This window comes from Aliarcobacter butzleri (assembly GCF_900187115.1).
GTDB classification, from domain to species: domain Bacteria; phylum Campylobacterota; class Campylobacteria; order Campylobacterales; family Arcobacteraceae; genus Aliarcobacter; species Aliarcobacter butzleri.
Genome location: NZ_LT906455.1, coordinates 1,698,176 through 1,717,422, shown reverse-complemented (window position 1 = coordinate 1,717,422; position 19,247 = coordinate 1,698,176). Strand labels below are relative to the sequence as shown.

Below are 19,247 nucleotides of genomic sequence, written 5' to 3'. Positions count from 1 at the left end.
AGTGTTTTTAGATTTTTAAATGAAAGGGAATAAATAAGTTTTTCTTCTGGTGTGTAGCAAAAAATTAAAATGTAAAGAAGAGTTATTGAAATGTTATTTTAAATAACATTCTTTATTTTGTTTTAGTTATAATCAAATCCTTAAAATAAACAGAAAAGATTGAATCCATGGAATATAAAGATAAGTTTGATATTGAAGAAATAATAGTAGAAGATAGAAAAACAGGTAAAGAAAAATCAGTAACTATTTATAAACCTAAATATGAAAAAGGCAAAATATTTGCACCACTTCAAAATAAATATCTTGAAGCAAAACCAGAAGAAAAAGTTAGACAAGAGTTTATTTGTAGGCTTATAAATGATTATGGATATACATTAGAGCAAATGGCTCAAGAAGTACAATTAACATCTTCAAATAGAGGAACGGGACGAGCAAGTGCAGATATAGTTGTATGGAGAACAAAAGAAGAGAAAGAACAAAATAAAACAGCTTTTTTAGTTGTTGAACTAAAAGCAGAAGCAATAACTCTAAAACCAGAAGATTTTTATCAAGGTTATAATTATGCAACTTGGAGCAGAGCAAAACTTTTTGTAATAAGTAATGGGAAAATAGTAAAAATTTATAAAACGATAGAAGAAGAACTTCCTTTAAGCTTACAACCTGTTGGTGAAATTCCTCAAGCAAAAGATATAGTTGATAATGAAAAGTTAGAAGACATATTATCTAAGACAAAAGAGTTTACAGGTGATGAGTTTGCAAAGTTACTTCACAAATGCCACAATATTATTAGAAATAATGACAAACTTTCTCCAGAAGCTTCATTTGATGAAATCAGTAAAATTTTATTTCTAAAAATTATGTATGAAAAAAGTCCAGATGATGACACATTAATTTTTTCTAAACAAAAAGTTAAAAAAGAAATGGAAGTTCATGAAAAAAGAGTTCAAAGAAAAGAGACTTCAAAAACTTATCTTGAAGAAAAATTTGATGGTGTAAAAAATGCTTTTAAAGATGATGGAATATTTGAAGAAAATGAAAAAATCAAAATAAAAGAAAATAGTTTTCTTGAAATCGTGCAAGAACTAGAAATTTATAATTTAACTGCTACAAGTGAAGATGTAAAAGGTATTGCTTTTGAAACTTTTTTAGGTAGAACATTTAGAGGAGAATTAGGACAGTTTTTTACTCCAAGAGTAATCGTGAATTTTATGGTTGATTTATTAAACCCTCAAGCAAATGAACTTATATGTGACCCTTGTGCAGGAAGTGGTGGATTTTTGATAAAAGCTTTTGAAAGTGTAAAAGAAACTATTGATAATAAATATATAGAAATAAAAAAGAAAAAATATAATGAACTATTTCCAAAAGATATTGAGCTAACAGAAAAGGAACAAGATAAAAAAACAAAACTTTATGATAGTTATTTAGCTGAAATAAACAAAGAACAAGAAAAAGAAATAGAACAACTATCAAAACGAGCTATTTTTGGAACAGATGCAAACCCTAGAATGGCAAGGGTATCTAAAATGAATATGATAATGCACGGAGATGGACATAATGGAATACATCATAATGATGGTCTATTAAATGTAAATGGAATTTTTCATAATAGATTTGATGTTATTTTGACTAATCCGCCATTTGGAACAACCCTTTCTCAAAATTCTCCTATTGTAGAAGAAGATAGTAAATACAGAAATGACCAATTAATAGAAACATATATTAAAAAATATGGTGAAGAACTTTATTATAAAGCTGGATTTACTGAAACTTTCAATTATGCAAATATTGAACATAGATTAAAAGCTAAAGAACTTTATCTTGAAAAAATGAATCAAGTTACACATAATTTCGGAAAACCAATAAGAGGACTTTTTGAAGTTGGTAAAAGTGCAGGACAAACAGAAGTTTTATTTATAGAAAGATGTTTAGATTTACTCAGAGATGGTGGAAGAATGGGAATTGTTCTTCCAGAAGGTGTATTAAATAGCTCAAATCTTCAAAATGCAAGAGAGTATTTTGAAAGTCGAGCAAAAATACTTCTTATAGTTTCTCTTCCTCAAGAGATATTTATAAGTTCAGGTGCAACAGTAAAAACAAGTTTGGTATTTTTGAAAAAATTTACAGCTGATGAAAAAGTACAATATGAGAGTATCAAAGAAAAAGCTATAAAAGAAATCACAGCTAAATATCAAAAAGAGTTAGATGATATAGAAGAAAAACTTTCACTTAAAGGGAAAGAAGCTCTAAACAAAGATGAAAAAAAAGAATTAAAACAAAGACAAACAGAGTTAAATAATCTAATCAATACAGAATTAAAAGAGCAAATTAAACAAAAATTTGATTATCAAATACCTATTGCCGATATTAAAAAAGCAGGTATAAACTCAACAGGTGGGAAAGATGAAAATCAGCTACCAGAACTTAAAAAAGCTTTTTCAGAATATAGAACTACTAACAATCTTTGGGAAGTTGTAAAATGATTGCATTACTTGATTTTGTAAAGTTTAATGAACTCTCAAATTGGAGTGTTGCTCATCTACTTCAAAATCATTTTAACTATAACAAAGATTTTGAACTTGTAAAAATTGGTACATTTTTAAAAAGAAATAAAACTCAAATTATTGTTGATGATAACACAACTTATAAAAGAGTAACTATCAAACTTTATAACAATGGAGTTTTTTTAAGAGACACAGAAATAGGCAAAAACATAGGTACGAAAAAACAGTTTTCTATAAAGGAAGGACAATTTTTACTTTCAAAAATTGATGCACGAAATGGAGCTTTTGGAATAGCTACAAATGAAGTAGACGGAGCTATTATAACTGCAGATTTTTTAGCTTTTGATATAGATACATCAAAAATAAATCCAGATTTTTTAGTACTTATAACAACAACTAAAAAGTTTATGCAATTTGCTCAAAGTGCAAGTAGTGGAACAACAGGAAGGCAAAGAATTGATGAATCGAAATTCTTAAATACAAAAATTCCTTTACCAAAACTTGATATTCAAAAACAAATTGTTGAAAATTATCAAAATAAAATAAATCTTGCAAGTGAACAAGGACAAAAAGCAGAAAATTTAGAAAAAAATATTGAAGAGTACTTATATACTGAGTTGGGAATTATTAAATTAGAAATTTTAACTAAAGATGAATCTTCTGTTTTAAAATTTGTAACTTTTAAAGATATGATAAATTGTTGGGGATATGAGAATAATAATCAAATCAAAATAGAAAGTACTAAGTATAAAGTTCTAAAGTTAATCAATATTTGTAATATAGGTAGTGGAGGAACTCCTAGCAGAAATTATCCTAATTATTATATTAATGGAACTATTCCATGGATAAAAACAGGAGAGGTAAGAGATGCGTTAATATTAAATACAGAAGAATCAATTACAGAAGAAGCTTTACAAAATAGTAATGCTAAAATATATCCTAAAGATAGTTTAATTGTTGCTATGTATGGTGCAACAGCAGGAAGAACTGCAAAATTAGGAATTGAAGCATCAACTAATCAAGCATGTGCAATTCTTCACAATTTTGATTTGAATAAAATAAATATTAACTTTATTTGGTTTTATTTAATGACACAATTAGAAAATTTTAAATTACTCACTTCTGGTAGTGCACAGCCAAATTTAAATGCTGATAAAATAAAGAATTATCAGATTCCTATTCCTCCTATAGAAATGCAAAATAAAATTGCTAATAATATTGAAATACTAAAAAACGAAATTAAAATATTAAATGAACAATCAGAAAAAAATAAAAAATTAGCTTTAGAAGAATTTGAAAGAGAGGTATTTAATGAAGCTTAAAAGACTATGGGTCAACGGATTTAAAAATCTTAAAGATTTTGAAATAAATTTTGAATCAAATGAGGGAATAACTCTTTTAATTGGGAATAACGGTAGTGGTAAAAGTAACATATTAGAGGCAATAAGTGCAATATTTGTTAGTTTAATTGAAAAGAAAAAGGTAGACTTTGAATACGAAATAGAATATATTTTGGATGTTAATGAAGTTGATAAAAATTTTTATATTGAGCTTAAAATAATTACTTTACAAAATGGCAATAGTGAGTATACATATAGTTTTAAGATTGACGATTTAGCAAAACAGAAAAATCAATTTTTAGGAAATTATAATTATTTACCTTCTCATATAATAACTTCTTATAGTGGTGAAGAGACTAGATTATGGGATTTGTATTATGAAAAATTTTATAAAGATTATATAAAAAAAGCTATTACACCAACAGACAGAGCAAATCACTTAAAAATGATTTATGTTAATAAATATCATTGGAAAATAGCCTTTTTATTACTTGCAGTTTATGATAGAGGAGATAATAGTTTCATTAAAAATATATTAAAAATTGATTCCGTTGAAAGTATTGGTTTTAAGTTTAATATTGCAAAATTCCCAAGTTTTAGAAATCAAGCTGGAGAACTCTTAAGATTAGCAAGAAGTTTAACTCCTAATAATTTACCAAATGTTAATTATACAAATTTAGATGACATAAAAACAATTTTTCAAAATTTTGGACATGAAAGAGATTTATTTTTATTGCTTGTAGGAGCCTTTTTACCAGCTAGAGATACTAATAAATTAATCCTTGATATCGATATAAAATTCAAAAAATTAAATGTATTACTTGATGTGAATTGTCTCAGTGAGGGTGAAAAAAAACTTATCTTAGTAAAAATGATTTTAGAATATTTGAGTTTTGAAAAAGCACTTGTATTATTAGATGAACCAGATTCGCATATACATATACAAAATAAAAAAGTTTTTAAAGAACTTGTATCTTCTTATGAAAACAGATTTAGTATTTTAACAACACATTCTCCAACACTTACACATTCATTTGATGATAAACATATTAGTATGTTAAATAATGGAAAAATTGAGGATAAACAAAAACAAGAAATATTTTCACATATTACTGATGGGATTTGGAATTATCAAGAACAATCAGTTTTTTTGTCTTCGACTAAGAATATTATTTTACTTGTTGAAGGGAAACATGACAAAATTCATATTGAAGAAGCCTTTAAAAGATTAAAAAGTAATTATCAAACTCTGAATTTTGAGATTTTTTCTACAGATGGAGCAACTAATCTTAAACAACTTGTTGTGGGTTTTGCTACAAGCGATTATGATTTTGAACATAAAAAAGTTATTGCAATATTTGATGATGATCAAGAAGGTAAGAAAGGCTTGTCTCGCGAAAATTTTGAACCAATTGCACAAAATAATTTAATTAATAAATTGAAGTCAAATAATAAATTTTATGGATTTTTATTACCTAAACAAAGTGGTTTTACTTCTGAATGTACTATTGAAAATATGTATACATCAGATAAATATCAAATGGCATTAAATCAAGTACTTGAACGAAGAATGCAGACACCGACTTTTTTTAATAATAAATCCATTGATAATATTTCAAAAGCTATAAAAGATGATGCAAAAAATCAATTAGCTAATAATTGTAAAGAATTTGTTCCTGAAGATTTTGAGCATTTTAAAGAATTATTTAATTTGATAAAAGAGATTGAAGATTTACCATTATGATAGTAACAACCAAACAAATAGTTAAAAAACTACCCACAAACTTAAAATTATTAAGTGTTCTTAATGAAGCAATAACAAATAGTATTCAAGCAAATGCAACAGAAATTGAAATTTATTTTTACACTTTACCTATTGACTTATTTGGAGATACAAGAAAAGTTAAAAATATATCAATAATTGATAATGGAGATGGATTCACAGATAAAAATATAGATTCATTTAACCATTATATGAGTGAATATAAACAAGCTTTAGGATGCAAAGGTATAGGAAGATTTACATATTTAACTATTTGTGAAAAAGTAGAATTTGAAAGCTATAACAACAATAAAAATATCAAATTCAATTTTAATTTAGATACAGAATTAATAAAACCAACAGTAATCGAAAATGAAGAATTTATTAAACAAACAAAATTAAAATATATAAATATTGAAAATAGAGAAGTATCATCAGATTTAAGTGTTGAAGCAAAAGAGATAATTAATCATTTTTTATCAATATTTAAATTTATGGTTGATGAAAATAAAAATGTTTTGATTAAATTGTATATTGATGATGTTTTAAAAGAAAGTATTGAAGCAAAAGAACATGGTTCGAATTTCATTGATGAAGAATTTACAATAAAAGTAAGAGATATAGAAGAAACTTTTAAAGTATCTTATAAACAAAAAGGTTCTTCAATAAAAGGTTTTTATTGTGCTGATAAAAGAAGTGTAAAACAAGATGGACTGGATGTAAATTTTAGAACATCAAAAGATAAAGGGTTGCTATTTTTTGTTACTTCAACTTTTTTTGATAGAACAGTAAATGATGAAAGAACAGATTTTAATATAAAAGATAATGATAAAAACTTATTTTCATTGGATTGGGATACTCTTAATAGAAAATTATTTTCAAAAATTAATAGCATTTGTAAAACATTAGGTATTGATATTGAAGAGATAAATAATAAGAATAAAAAAGAGAGTTTAAATTCAGCTCCATATTTAGCTCCATATATTCAAAAAAGTCAAAATATGGCAACTAGTGCAGAGATAATCAAAGAAGCAAAAGAGCTATTTAATGCAGATAAAGAGTATATAAGAAATCTAAGAAATAAAAGAAATCCTGATTATGAAGAAAGATTATATACAAGTAATCAGGCAGAATTAGCAGAATATATTTTTGATAGAGAAAAGATCATACTTGATATAAAAAGAGATTTAGAGGATGTTAGTAATAAAACAAATGAAACTATCATTCATAATAAAATTATGAAAACAAAAACATCCAATGAAAATTATGCTTCATATAAAGATAATAACCTTTGGTTATTTGATGAAAGATTTATGATATACAACTATGCTTATAGTGATAAAACAATTAATGAAATCTTAGATTTAAAAGATACTGACAAAAAGGTAAGACCAGATATTTGTATTTTTACAAAAAGTAAAAATGATACAAAAGAGATAATTTTAATAGAGTTAAAAGGTAGTGATGCAACAGGTGAAAAAAATGCTGGTGGACTCAATGAACTTAATAAATATACAAGAAAGATAAAAAACTATTTTGAAAAAAATGGAGAAGAAGTTTTAATTTGGTCATACTTAATAACAGCTTTAAATCCAGAAACAAAACAAGAAATAGAAGATTTCCCAAGTATGAAAAAAACATATACTACAAAAGGTCAAATGTATTATTTATATAATGAAAATTTAAATGCAATAACTCATATTTTGACTTTAGAAACAATGATTGAAGATGCGATGAGTAGAAATCAATTATTTTTGGATATTTTAAGAGGAAATTACAAAGAGGAAGCTTGATTCCCCCGTCAGGATGCCAAAGATTCACCACAATTCCATTGGCGACTTGTTCGCGTGGTGAGTCTGCGGAGTGAAGTAAATATAAAAGAAAGTTGACTAAATGTCAAGTTTTTTTAGATTTATGCAACGGAGTGGGTGCGTCTGGTGCCTAAAAATAGTGTCAGATTTTGCAAAAATCTAAACGTAAATTTTTAGTGTCTACCGACCCCAATAATTTCAATTATTCAGTTTAGATAGCTAGTTGCCTGAGGGGCAAGTCGTAGATAAACTTGATAATGTCTAAGTATGTTTAAAATAAAATGTTAACACTTTTGGTGTGTTAATTTTTTAGTTTAAATAAGCACGCAGGGAATTATTGGGGTCGGGAGTTTACTCCTGACGCACCCATAAGGTAAAAAAGGCGATGAATAGAGCTTTTATTTACCGCTATTATTATTTAAAAGTGTGTTTACTAGTTAAATACACCTTTTAAATAGGGTATTAAATAGGAGAATCAAACAATGACTGTTCTTGTGGAATTGGTTTGATTTGTCCTATTTCTGAAATGTTTTTTATAAGTTCATCAATACTTATAAAATACAATTTCTGCCATTTGGGCATAATAGATGCAAATGATTTTATTTTAGATGAACTATCTAAAATATAAATTATTGCATCTGGATTGTCTTTTGCTACATCTTGCATAAGCTTAGTATATCTAGGTGCAGATTTTTTACTAAGCTCTATTTCTATATTGATTTTATTTCCATTACTATTGGTAAAAATAAAATCAGGAATATGATTTAATTTATCTTGGTGTGTTGATACAGTTGTTCTTTCAACACTACCAATCAAAGATAAATGATAATCTGTTATTTGCTCTAAAATATTATGTTGAATAGTGGTTCTATTTAACTTAACATTTTTTGCTTTTATTTCAAATTCATCTTCAAGTAAGGCTTTTGTATCAGCTGTTAAAACTATTGCTCGTCTTGGTTTCATAAGGTTTGTATTCCAATATGAAATAAGGTTTTGTTTTGCTAAGGAATTGATTCTATTTCTTGCTACTTGCTCATTTGTAAAAAATGTTTTTGCTAATACTTCTATATATGTTTTACCATATTTATTTATAAATTTAAATATTTCTATATCTCTATTTGTAATCATATTTAAGCCTTTTAAAGAACAAGTTCTTTTTCATCTTGATTTTGTGTATCAAGTGAAATTTCTTGTTTTAATTCAACTTTAAATGCTTTTAAGAGGAAAAGTTTTTTAATAGCTACATCTTTACTGTTTAGGTTATCCCAATTAAATTTATTTTTTACTGGAATTGGTGAAGTTTGAAATATTTTTATCTCATTTAAATTTTCTTCAATTAAAACTGCAACTTTTGCTCTTGGTAATGCTCTAAGCCTTGTGATATTCATGTGAGCTTCTTGCTGTTGTCTAATTGTAGTTTCGTTGCTTTTTTTGCTCTTTTGAGTTACAAGCTCTAATCCTGATAAAAGCTCAATATATTTTAGAGTTTTATCATCACTAGATTTATAATAAATCTTTGTTTGACAATTATCTTTTATAGAGACTCTTAAATTCTCATCTTTCATTTGTGCTTCACTTTGATATGCTAATATAAAATTAACTCCAAATCCTGCAACGGTTGAAAGTCCTGCACTTAAAATCTGTGTTGGATAAAAACTAAGTTCATCTAAGATTGCTAAACAGTTCGTATCTTTTTTATATTTTTTAGAAAATTGAATAATATCAGTTATAACAAGCTTTAAAAATTTTAATGCTGTTTCATCCAACATATCAGATTTTATATATAAAACTTTTCCTTTTGTAAGAGAATCTAAAATATGATATTTATTATATATGCTTACATTTTCAAACTCAGAGATTGAAAACTGTAACGATTCTAGTATTGATAAATTAGAATAATTTATTTCAATAGTTGCAAATAAATCAGGATTAAAATATCTTTTTGATAGTGAAGCTAACTTATCAAAGTTTGGTTTATTTTTTTCTAACTCCTTTTGAAACTCATAGTTTGATATTAAATCAGAGATTATATATTTCAAAAATATAGATAAATTTTGCAAAGTTAAATCAAATTCTACTTCTAATAAAGTTTTAGAGTTAAAAAAAAGATGCATTACTTTTGCTAGTAATATTCTTTCACTCTTTTTATAATAACTAGCTCCCAATTCGGCATCATTTTCAATTAGATTTAACATTACAGTCATTTTTTTTGTAGCTTCTTCTACTGTGTCAAGTTCAGAAAAAACTGTATAGCAAAAGTCATTAGACCAGTTTACTATTTGCAAATCTTGAGTTCTATTTTGTCTTTGTAATTCTTCTAAAATCACTTGAGCTAAAAAATCATCCTCTTTGGGGTCAATAATAATTACACCTTTATTTTTTCGTAGAGCCTCAACAACTTTTACAGCTATAAAAATACCTTTTCCAGACCTAGTTGGTGCAACAATTTGAGTGTGAATTGATTCATCATTATAAAGTGGTTGTTGAGTTTGGTGGTCTAATCCTAAAAAGTATTTATCATCTTTTATATAGTCAAGTGGATTAAAAATATTTGGTTGATGAAATAATTCATCTTTTGCAGATGATATTGATGTTATTCCACGACCTAATGCACTAGATAGTGCACTTTGGTCTTGAGATAATAGAGTCTCTTTTTCTTGTTTTTTAAATAGCATATTATCTCCATTTCTCTATAACTTTTAAAAGAATTAAGATAAATATTGAGAATATATTTGTATATGCAAATAGTTCATTATCTGGAATAAATGGGTACCATTTTGATAATAGATTTGATAAAAATGGAATTTTTTCAACATCTATATATATTCCAATAGTGTAAAAACTCATTGTAAAACTTATCATTGTTAAAACAACTGTAATCATAAAAGTTGTTAAAACATTTAACTGTTTTCCAAATATTTTATTTTTTAGATATACCATATCTTCTTTTTCTATTTGATGGTCATTCAAAAAATATTTCATGAAAATATTTTGAGAAAGAGTGAGTTTTAAAACAAATACAGCAACTATTCCACCAACTGCAAAAGTTGTATAGAATGATGTTATAAAAGTGATTATTGCAATAATCACAGCATAGATAAAAAAGTTGTTATCCCAATATCGTTTAAAGTATCTTGTAATTTGTGCTTTATCTTTTGAAGATGGATTCCAATCGACTACTTGATTAATTTTTGCCTGATTGTATTCTGAAATCATATTATCAAGACCATCTTCTGCCTTTGACTTATAGCCTTGTTTTATTTTTTGATTTTGAAGTCTTTTTTGTTGACTTGCTTGGTTTTGATTGCCCCAGTTTTGGAATGGGTCAAAGTGATTTGAGTTATTATTGTTCATTATTTTTCCTCATATTTTAATACTTCTGAAATTATCCAGTCTTGATAATTTTCATCTTCTATATAAGATTTAACATTTGTTAAACCACCATTATTTAATATAAATGAGTTGATTTCTTTTGAAAATAAATCTTTGTAATCTTCATCTTTTGCTATTTGTAAAATAGCATTTGCAGATTTATCAGCTAGAAAATCTTTTAGCTTTTTTATCTCTTTTATAATCTCTTCTTTTTTACTCTTATCTACTCGTTCAACTTGTGTTGAACATTTGTTTAACTTATGTTCAATAGCTTTTATTTTTCTACTTTCTCCACTTTTTAGTCCTGCAATTCTTCGTTGTTCTTTTACTTTTTCAAGATTTTCCATTCTTCTATTGAAAGAGTGAGAAAAGAAAAAACTATCAATATCAATTTCAAAGAGTCCATATTCTTTCACAACTGTTTCAACTTTTGCTTGAGTAGTGTTATATTTTCTTGCTAATGCACTAAGTAGATAAAAAGGGTATCTATAATCTTTTTGCTCTCTTAATGTTTCCACAAGAATCCAAAAAATACCATAGCCCTCACATCCTAGCTGTTCAATCAAAATCATACATTTGAAATCATCTTTTGCATTACTATCATGTCTAAACCAGTAGGTATCTTTTTCTCTTAAATCTTTCATTTTTAGCTCAAAAAGTTTTAATCGTTTGTGCAAGAAAATCAGAAACATCAACAATTGCAAATACAACTTTGGCATTTTTTGCATTACCCAATTTTTTATAATTGGGTAATCCACTTCCTTTTGCAATATATAAATCAATTGTTGAGTTACTTACACCTAATTCATTAGCCATTTCACTTTTGCTAATTACTGCTCTTTTGTATTTCTTTTGAAGATATTCATAAATCTTTTCTCTTTGAATATCAAGGTTACTTTGCATTACTTAACTCCTTATTTTGTAAGTTAAAGTAAGTATAAAAAAGATTGAGGAATTACGCAAAAATAGTAAAGCGTAAATAGAGTGTTTCTCCCGTATGTAGCCGTAAATTTTTAAAATTTTTTTTAAAAATTTAGAATATTTAAATGTATTTGAATTTATAGAGAAGTAAAAATACTATATATTTTGAAAATCAAATGATGAAAAATTATAGTGTAACTTTATTACTCAAATTACATTTTTATAAATAGATTAATTAAACTTTATGCTTATAGTATATATAATTCTTTAATTGGATTGCAGATTGGCGATCGGCAATAGACCCCTGAGGATTCTCGGGGGTTTTTTGCTTTATGGAAATATTTTTAATCCAATGCCTTGATAAGTATTATTTGATTTATGAAATTTTTTTTCTAAAATGTCATAGGCTCTATTACTTTGATTTGGTTTTAATACTTTTATTCCAATTGGTCTAGCTACTAAATCAGCAAGTTGTAACCCCGCAGAATTTGTCATTTTATTTGCCATAATAATTTCAAAAGGGAAATATATTCCTTGATAATTATTACCATCGCAAATTCTTCTAAATTCTAATTCTAACTCTTCATCTTCTTTTTTACCTCTTTGTTCAACAATAATATGAGTTGTTTTTTCATGCTCATTTTTAGATGCTAAAAATTTATAAGCTCTTTCCATACAATATTTTAAAGCTATATCATAAGGATTATTTACATGGCTAACTAATTTATCTTTTCTAATAACAGTTGATATTAAAGTAAAATCCTCTTCTTCTATAATATTTGTCAGTTCATTTAAAAAATTTTCTTTTATATCTTTTGAGTTTAATTTTTTAAACCAGCCTTTATCTCTTCGGATTTCATTTTCATGTAAAATTACCATATCATGTCCAAAGTGTTTAAACTTAAATTCTTTTACTTTTGATACAGCACTTTCAGAATATTTTTTCTTTTCAAAAATGCAAAATGCTAAGACAAATAAGGGATAATCATTGTTTATTGAACTAAGAGAATGGTCTCCACTTTCATCAACATAAATTATATAATTACTGAAATTTCTCAATTTAAATCCTTAAATATTTTATTATTTATATAAACTAGTTACAAATATTTTACCACTATCAGGGGCTAACTTTGCATATCTCATTGTTTGTTCAATATCTTTGTGATTCATTAGTTCTTTGATAGTGAATATTGGTGTTCCATTTATTGCTAAATGGGATGCAAATGTATGTCTAAGAGAATGAATTACAAATCTATTTTTAGTATCTCTTGCATCTAAATCTTTATTAAATAATTTATCTAATATAGGTTTTAATCTTGTTTGAATTTGCCTTGAATTAGTTTTCTCAATATGATTTTCAAAAGATATCAAGTAGTAATTAGGTTTTAGATTTTGTAAAAAGTCTTCTAAAAAATCTGAAATATCTGGTTGTAAAAAACCTTTATATGTCTCATCAGTTTTCAAATTCTTTAAAGTGATAGTTGAGTTTGTAAGATTAATATCTTTTTTTTGAATATTTAATATAGTTTCTAATCTTCCACCCGTTGATAAGGATAATTTAACAAACAGCCACAAAGTTTTATTTGATTCTATTTGTTCTATTAATAAATTTATTTCTTCTGTTGTTAAAAATTTTTCTCTTGCATTGTCAGTTTTTAATTTTGAAATTCCAAAACATGGATTGGCAATTTTTAGATTATATTCTTTTATATAATGGTTATAAATGGCTTTAAATAATTCTATTATACCATTTACAGTTTGTGGAGATTTTGCTTCAGTAATTAAATTTCTTTTTTCTTGTATGTTTATTGGATATTTTAGTGTTCCATCAATTAGATTTTGTCTAAAATCTAAGATGTCTTTTTTTGTAATTGAATCAATATTTTTATTTCCAAAAAAAGGGTTTATATGATTCTCAAATTTTGATATTTGTTTTTCAGAAGTTTTTTTATCTTTGAAATAAAGATTAGCTATATTTTCTAAATTAATGAATTCTTTTTTTTTCTTTTTAGCAACAATGGAAATATCTTCTCCATGCTTCATTTTATTAATTTGTTCATTTCTAAGATTTACAGCATTTATTTCTCTTATACCCTCTGAATATTTTCCAACATTTACCCATTTCTTTTTAGGATTACCATTCTTATCTAAATCATTAATATCTTTATATGTAAAATAGAAAACTTTATCTCCATTTTCTAATTCATTATAATAGATACCTAATTTTTTTGTCTTATTCATTTCTACCCTTTTTCTACCCTGAGAATAAAAAACTATGAATAATCATACAAAAGTTAAGGAAATAAGAAACTTAAGGAAGAGGCTTTTGATGGGTATTTTAGGGAACTCTGAATAACTTTAAGGAAGTATAAAAAAGTATTGGTGGAGATGTGCGGGATCGAACCGCAGTCTTAAAACAGCTTATAAAAGCGTCTACATGCTTAGCAAAGTTGAAAAATTTCACTCTATGACAACTCAACTTCCAAAAGCAATCATAAAGCTAAGATTTAGAATTTCTTTTTGAAGTTCAATCAATCCCTCAAAAATAATCTATCTAGGGTGAACCAGCAATTATCTACATAGATAGAATCTGTAGTGCCAGCCTCCGAAGACTCAAGGCCAGAAAGGCCGAGTCAGTAAGTTGTTAAACTTACGCAGCTTTTGCGTAAGCTGGAGCGTAATTTGTATTGTTTGCGTCTAAAAAAAATGAACCGCGTAACGGCATGTTCAGGCCGACATGCAACTAATACTCACTGCTCTAATCGATACCAAGTCATCCCCAATTAAAATCGAATTTTACATAAATAATATTAAAACTATGTTAATCTTGTAATCAAATGGTTATCAAACAATAAATTGCTCTCGTATTCATCGATTCTTTTAATATAAACATAGTATAATCTTTACTATAAAAACAATTTGGAGTAAATAAAATGAGTAAAAAAGGTATTTTAATTATCGGTGCAGGCGGTGTTAGTAGAGTAGCCACTGTTAAATGTGCAATGAATATTGACACTTTTGAAAAAATAACATTAGCTTCTAGAACAGTTTCAAAATGTGAAGCAATTGCCGCTGATATTTTAAAAAATCAAGGTGTACAAATTGATGTAGCTAGTGTTAATGCTGATAGTGTTGATGAATTAGTGAAATTAATTGAAAAAGTAAATCCAAAATTAGTATTAAACGTAGCATTACCTTATCAAGATTTAACAATTATGGATGCTTGTACAAAATGTAAAGTTGATTATGTAGATACTGCAAATTATGAACATCCAGATGAAGCAAAATTTGAATACAAACTTCAGTGGGCAAGAGATAATCAATTTAAAGAAGCTGGAATCATGGGACTTTTAGGTTCTGGTTTTGACCCAGGTGTTACAGGAGTATTTTGTGCATATGCTCAACAAAATTTATTTGATGAGATTCACTATATAGATATTATGGATTGTAATGCAGGTGACCATGGTTATAAATTTGCAACAAACTTTAACCCAGAAATTAACTTAAGAGAAGTATCTGCAAATGGTAGATATTGGGAAAATGGTCAATGGATTGAAACAACTCCTTTAGAAATTAGAGTTGACCATGATTATCCAGAAGTTGGTGTTAAACCATCTTATTTACTATATCATGAAGAGTTAGAATCTTTATCAAAAAATATTAAAGGTTTAAAAAGAATTAGATTTTTTATGACTTTTGGAGATAGTTATATTCAACACATGAATTGTTTACAAAATGTTGGAATGTTAGGAATTGAGCCAGTTGAACACAAAGGTATGATGATTACTCCTATTGAATTTTTAACTACTCTTTTACCAGATCCTGCAAGCTTGGGACCAAGAACAGTTGGTAAAACAAATATTGGTTGTATCATTGAAGGTATTAAAGATGGAAAACCAAGAAAAGTTTATATTTATAATGTTTGTGACCACCAAGAGTGTTATAAAGAAACTGGAGCACAAGCTGTAAGTTATACAACTGGAGTTCCAGCAATGATTGGTTCTAAATTACTTTACAAAGGTATTTGGAAAAATACAGGAGTATTTAATATAGAAGAATTTGATGCAAAACCATTTATGGATGAGTTAATGACACAAGGCTTACCTTGGAAAATTTTAGAGTTAGATGCGAAATAAATTATGAATAAAAATTATGAAGTAGTTGATACTTTTGAAAAACTTCCAAGTCCAGCATATGTATGCGAAGAAGAGTTACTTGAAAAGAATTTAAAACTTTTAAAAAGAGTTCAAGATGAAGCTGATATTAGTATTCTTTTAGCTTTAAAAGGTTTTGCTATGCATTCAACTTTTGATTTATGTAAAAAATATCTTAAAGGTTGTTGTGCATCTGGACTTCATGAAGCTATTTTAGCAAAAGAGGAGTTTGGTAAAGAAGTTCACACTTATAGCCCAGCTTTTAAAGATGAAGAGATAGATGAAATAGTTGCTATTTCAAATCATCTTGTTTTTAACTCTTTTAGTCAACTAAAAAGATTTAAAGATAAAGCTTATGGAAAAGTATCATTAGGTATTAGATTAAATCCTGAATACTCATCAGTTGAAGTAGATTTATATAATCCTTGTGCACCATATTCAAGAATGGGAACTACAAAAGCAAATTTTGACGAATCTTTGCTTGAATTTTTAGATGGTTTTCATTTTCATGCACTTTGTGAACAAAATGTTGATGCACTTGAAGGTGCGTTAGAAGCTTTTGAAAAAAACTTTAGTCAATATTTTGATAGATTAAAATGGGTAAATTTTGGTGGTGGACATCACATAACAAGAGCTGATTATGATGTTGAAGGATTAATCAAACTTTTAAAAGATTTTAAATCAAGATATCCACATCTAAAAGTTTATATGGAACCAGGTGAGGCTATTGGTTGGCAGACGGGTTATTTAGTAGCAACTGTTTTAGATATTGTTTACAATGGTATGGATTTAGCAATTTTAGATACAAGTGCAGAAGCACATATGCCTGACACTTTAGCTATGCCATATCGAGCAATGATTAGAAATAGCGGACTTGCTAATGAAAAACCATATACATATAGATTTGGTGGAAATACTTGTTTATCAGGTGATATCATAGGAGATTACTCTTTTGATGAGCCATTAAAAGTTGGTGATAAAATTATTTTAGAAGATATGATTCACTATACAATGGTAAAAACTACAACATTCAATGGTATAAAATTACCATCAATAGTTATAAAAAATAAAGAAAATTCTTATAAAATAGTAAAAAACTTTGGATATAATGATTACAAAATGAGGTTATAGTAGAAAAAATTTGGGAGTTTTAGATGGAAAAAGAGAGAGTTGAAGATTTAGAGATTGAAATAGGTGAAACGAAAGAGTCTATAAAAGAAAATTACAAAGATAAAAAAGTAATTAGAAAAGAGTCAAAAGCTAAATTTAAAGAAAAACTTGACGATGAAGGAACAGAAAAGAAAGTTCAGATTTGGGTGAAAAAAGAGACTTTAGAATATGAAGAACAACTTACAAAACTTCAAATTGAGCTTTTAAAACTTCAAAACCATGTAAAAGCCCAAGGTTTAAAAATTTTGATGATTTTTGAAGGAAGAGATGCTGCTGGAAAAGGTGGAACTATAAAAAGAATAACTGAGCATTTAAATCCAAGAGGTGCAAGAATTGTTGCTTTAGAAAAACCAACAGAACAAGAAAGAACGCAATGGTATTTTCAACGATATACAAAACATTTACCAAGTGCAGGAGAAATTGTACTTTTTGATAGAAGTTGGTATAACCGAGCTGGAGTTGAGCCTGTTATGGGATTTTGTACTCACGAAGAACATCACGAATTTTTAAGAGAAGTTCCTGAATTTGAACAGATGTTAGTAAAATCGGGGATTATTTTATTTAAATTCTATTTTTCAGTTTCTAAAAAAGAACAACTAAGAAGATTTAAAAAAAGAGAAATTGATCCACTAAAACAATATAAACTATCACCTGTTGATAAAGAATCACAAAATTTATGGGAAAAATATACGATTGCAAAATTTTCTATGTTAATGGCATCAAATACTGAAATTGCTCCATGGATGGTAATAAGAAGCGATAATAAGAAAAAAGCAAGATTGAATTGTATAAGACATATTCTTTCTAATCTTGAGTATGAGAATAAATCAAAAGATAAAGATATTTTTAAAACTGATAAAGATATTTTAATTCATGGAAAAAATGAAATTACAAATATGGAACAAGATAATAAATTTTCAAAGAAAAAAGAGGATAATTAGATGAATTTAAATGAATTTGAAAGAACAGATTATAGTGGTTTGTATATTTCAAAGGAAGAACATCCAGAATTTGGTAAAAAATATATTGCACGATTTCAATATGATAAAAAAAGATATGTTAAAGTTCTTGGTTTCTCAAAAAAGGATAAATTAACTTTAAAAGTTGCTTCTTCTTTACTTGAAGATTTTAAAAATTCAGTTATAAAAAATGTTCAAGAAAAGTCAATTGTAAAAATAAAAGATGAAAATATCACTCCTAAAAAAGATCTTAAAGAAAATGAAACTATAAAAAAGTTACAAGAAGAAAATAAATATTTGAAATCAATTTTAGGTGATTATAAAAATTTAGATACTCATACTTTAAGTGAAGGTATTCAAAAAATTTATGATTTACAAGCTTTAAAACCATATCAAATCGAATTAATCAAACTTCAAGATTGGCTTGAAAAAGTGAATAAAAGAATGATTATTATCTTTGAAGGAAGAGATGCTTCTGGAAAAGGTGGAGCAATAAGAAGAATTACAAGATATATGAATAACAAACACTATCGTGTAGTTGCTCTTGGTAAACCAACAGAAACTCAAAAAAATCAATGGTTTTTGCAAAGATACATTACTCATTTTCCAACAGGTGGAGAAATAGTTTTATTTGATAGAAGTTGGTATAACCGTGCTATGGTTGAACCAATTTTTGGATTTTGTACTCCTGAAGAGCATGAAATTTTTATGGAAGATATTGTAAATTTTGAACAAGATTTAGTAAGACAAGGAATGATTTTAATAAAACTTTATTTTTCAGTTTCAAAAGAAGAACAAAAAAGAAGATTTGATAGAAGAATTCATGATCCATTAAGACATTGGAAATTTTCAGAAGTTGATATGCAAGCTCAAGATTTATGGGATGAATTTTCTGAAAAAAAATATGAAATGCTTAGACGAACTACTTCAAGAAGTGCACCTTGGCATATTGTAAGAAGTGACGATAAACATTTAGCAAGACTTGAAGCTATGAAAATTATTTTAAACTCTGTTGATTATGATGGAAGAAACTATTCTTTAAATTTTGAAGCGAATGAAGATATAAATATTTCTGTGCAAAGAGAACTTTTACAAATGAGAAAAACTAAAGATTACTAATTTTTTAAATATAGTAAATGTTTAAAATGGAACTTTTAAAAGTTCCATTTTTTTTTGCCAAAAAATTGCTTAGTTTTGTCTTTAGTTAAGCCTTAGCAAATTTTAGCTATCATATTGGCTAAAATTATTATAATC

15 protein-coding genes and 1 other RNA gene are annotated in these 19,247 nt (G+C 26.7%); 8 read left to right on the top strand and 8 right to left on the bottom strand.

Going from position 1 to position 19,247, the window contains the following annotated elements; genetic code table 11:
* Window positions 1–167: 167 nt before the first annotated feature.
* From CKV87_RS08600 to CKV87_RS08585, 4 genes are read left to right on the top strand one after another with little or no spacing between them, the layout of a single operon-like run.
* Entirely contained in the window at window positions 168–2,483 is a 2,316-nt protein-coding gene (locus CKV87_RS08600) for an N-6 DNA methylase (protein ID WP_012147690.1), read from the top strand.
* Window positions 2,480–3,826 (top strand): restriction endonuclease subunit S, encoded by a 1,347-nt coding sequence (locus CKV87_RS08595; protein ID WP_012147689.1) that lies wholly within the window; start codon window positions 2,480–2,482, stop codon window positions 3,824–3,826. Before CKV87_RS08600 ends, CKV87_RS08595 begins: the two co-directional genes overlap by 4 nt.
* Window positions 3,816–5,588, top strand: a complete 1,773-nt coding sequence (locus tag CKV87_RS08590; RefSeq protein WP_012147688.1) for an ATP-dependent nuclease — start codon at window positions 3,816–3,818, stop codon at window positions 5,586–5,588. Before CKV87_RS08595 ends, CKV87_RS08590 begins: the two co-directional genes overlap by 11 nt.
* Entirely contained in the window at window positions 5,585–7,399 is a 1,815-nt protein-coding gene (locus CKV87_RS08585; RefSeq protein ID WP_012147687.1) for an ATP-binding protein, read from the top strand. Before CKV87_RS08590 ends, CKV87_RS08585 begins: the two co-directional genes overlap by 4 nt.
* 480 nt (window positions 7,400–7,879) lie before the next feature.
* Here the strand turns inward: CKV87_RS08585 and CKV87_RS08580 are convergent, their stop codons facing one another.
* The 8 genes from CKV87_RS08580 to ssrA all read right to left on the bottom strand — a co-directional run bounded on the left by CKV87_RS08580 (window position 7,880) and on the right by ssrA (window position 14,491).
* Complete coding sequence (locus tag CKV87_RS08580) at window positions 7,880–8,545, bottom strand: hypothetical protein (protein WP_012147686.1); 666 nt, start codon at window positions 8,543–8,545, stop codon at window positions 7,880–7,882.
* Window positions 8,546–8,556: 11 nt separating this feature from the next.
* Window positions 8,557–10,092 (bottom strand): type IV secretory system conjugative DNA transfer family protein, encoded by a 1,536-nt coding sequence (locus tag CKV87_RS08575; protein WP_012147685.1) that lies wholly within the window; start codon window positions 10,090–10,092, stop codon window positions 8,557–8,559.
* Between the two features lies 1 nt (window position 10,093).
* Entirely contained in the window at window positions 10,094–10,771 is a 678-nt protein-coding gene (locus CKV87_RS08570; RefSeq protein WP_012147684.1) for a hypothetical protein, read from the bottom strand.
* The gene (locus CKV87_RS08565; protein ID WP_080504840.1) at window positions 10,771–11,433 is read right to left on the bottom strand and encodes a DUF4373 domain-containing protein; all 663 of its coding nucleotides are present in this window, start codon (window positions 11,431–11,433) and stop codon (window positions 10,771–10,773) included. The genes CKV87_RS08570 and CKV87_RS08565 overlap by 1 nt, the downstream gene beginning before the upstream one ends.
* 7 nt (window positions 11,434–11,440) lie before the next feature.
* Window positions 11,441–11,692, bottom strand: coding sequence for a helix-turn-helix transcriptional regulator (locus tag CKV87_RS08560; RefSeq protein WP_012147682.1), 252 nt, complete (start codon window positions 11,690–11,692; stop codon window positions 11,441–11,443).
* A 348-nt stretch (window positions 11,693–12,040) separates the two neighbouring features.
* A complete protein-coding gene (locus CKV87_RS08555) occupies window positions 12,041–12,769 on the bottom strand; it encodes a DUF3800 domain-containing protein (protein WP_012147681.1) in 729 nt (242 codons plus the stop codon).
* Between the two features lie 21 nt (window positions 12,770–12,790).
* Window positions 12,791–13,951: a tyrosine-type recombinase/integrase gene (locus tag CKV87_RS08550; RefSeq protein ID WP_012147680.1), complete on the bottom strand. Its 1,161-nt coding sequence runs from the start codon at window positions 13,949–13,951 to the stop codon at window positions 12,791–12,793.
* A 139-nt stretch (window positions 13,952–14,090) separates the two neighbouring features.
* Window positions 14,091–14,491, bottom strand: a transfer-messenger RNA (tmRNA) gene (gene ssrA / locus CKV87_RS08545).
* 152 nt (window positions 14,492–14,643) lie between these two features.
* Between ssrA and CKV87_RS08540 the strand changes: the two genes are divergently transcribed.
* The 4 genes from CKV87_RS08540 to ppk2 (CKV87_RS08525) are packed head-to-tail and all read left to right on the top strand — an operon-like array spanning window position 14,644 to window position 19,112.
* Window positions 14,644–15,846 (top strand): saccharopine dehydrogenase family protein, encoded by a 1,203-nt coding sequence (locus CKV87_RS08540; protein WP_012147679.1) that lies wholly within the window; start codon window positions 14,644–14,646, stop codon window positions 15,844–15,846.
* 3 nt (window positions 15,847–15,849) lie between these two features.
* A complete protein-coding gene (gene nspC / locus CKV87_RS08535; RefSeq protein ID WP_012147678.1) occupies window positions 15,850–16,995 on the top strand; it encodes a carboxynorspermidine decarboxylase in 1,146 nt (381 codons plus the stop codon).
* A 23-nt stretch (window positions 16,996–17,018) separates the two neighbouring features.
* Window positions 17,019–17,975: a polyphosphate kinase 2 gene (gene ppk2, locus CKV87_RS08530; protein WP_012147677.1), complete on the top strand. Its 957-nt coding sequence runs from the start codon at window positions 17,019–17,021 to the stop codon at window positions 17,973–17,975.
* The gene (gene ppk2 / locus CKV87_RS08525; RefSeq protein WP_012147676.1) at window positions 17,976–19,112 is read left to right on the top strand and encodes a polyphosphate kinase 2; all 1,137 of its coding nucleotides are present in this window, start codon (window positions 17,976–17,978) and stop codon (window positions 19,110–19,112) included.
* Window positions 19,113–19,247: the final 135 nt, after the last annotated feature.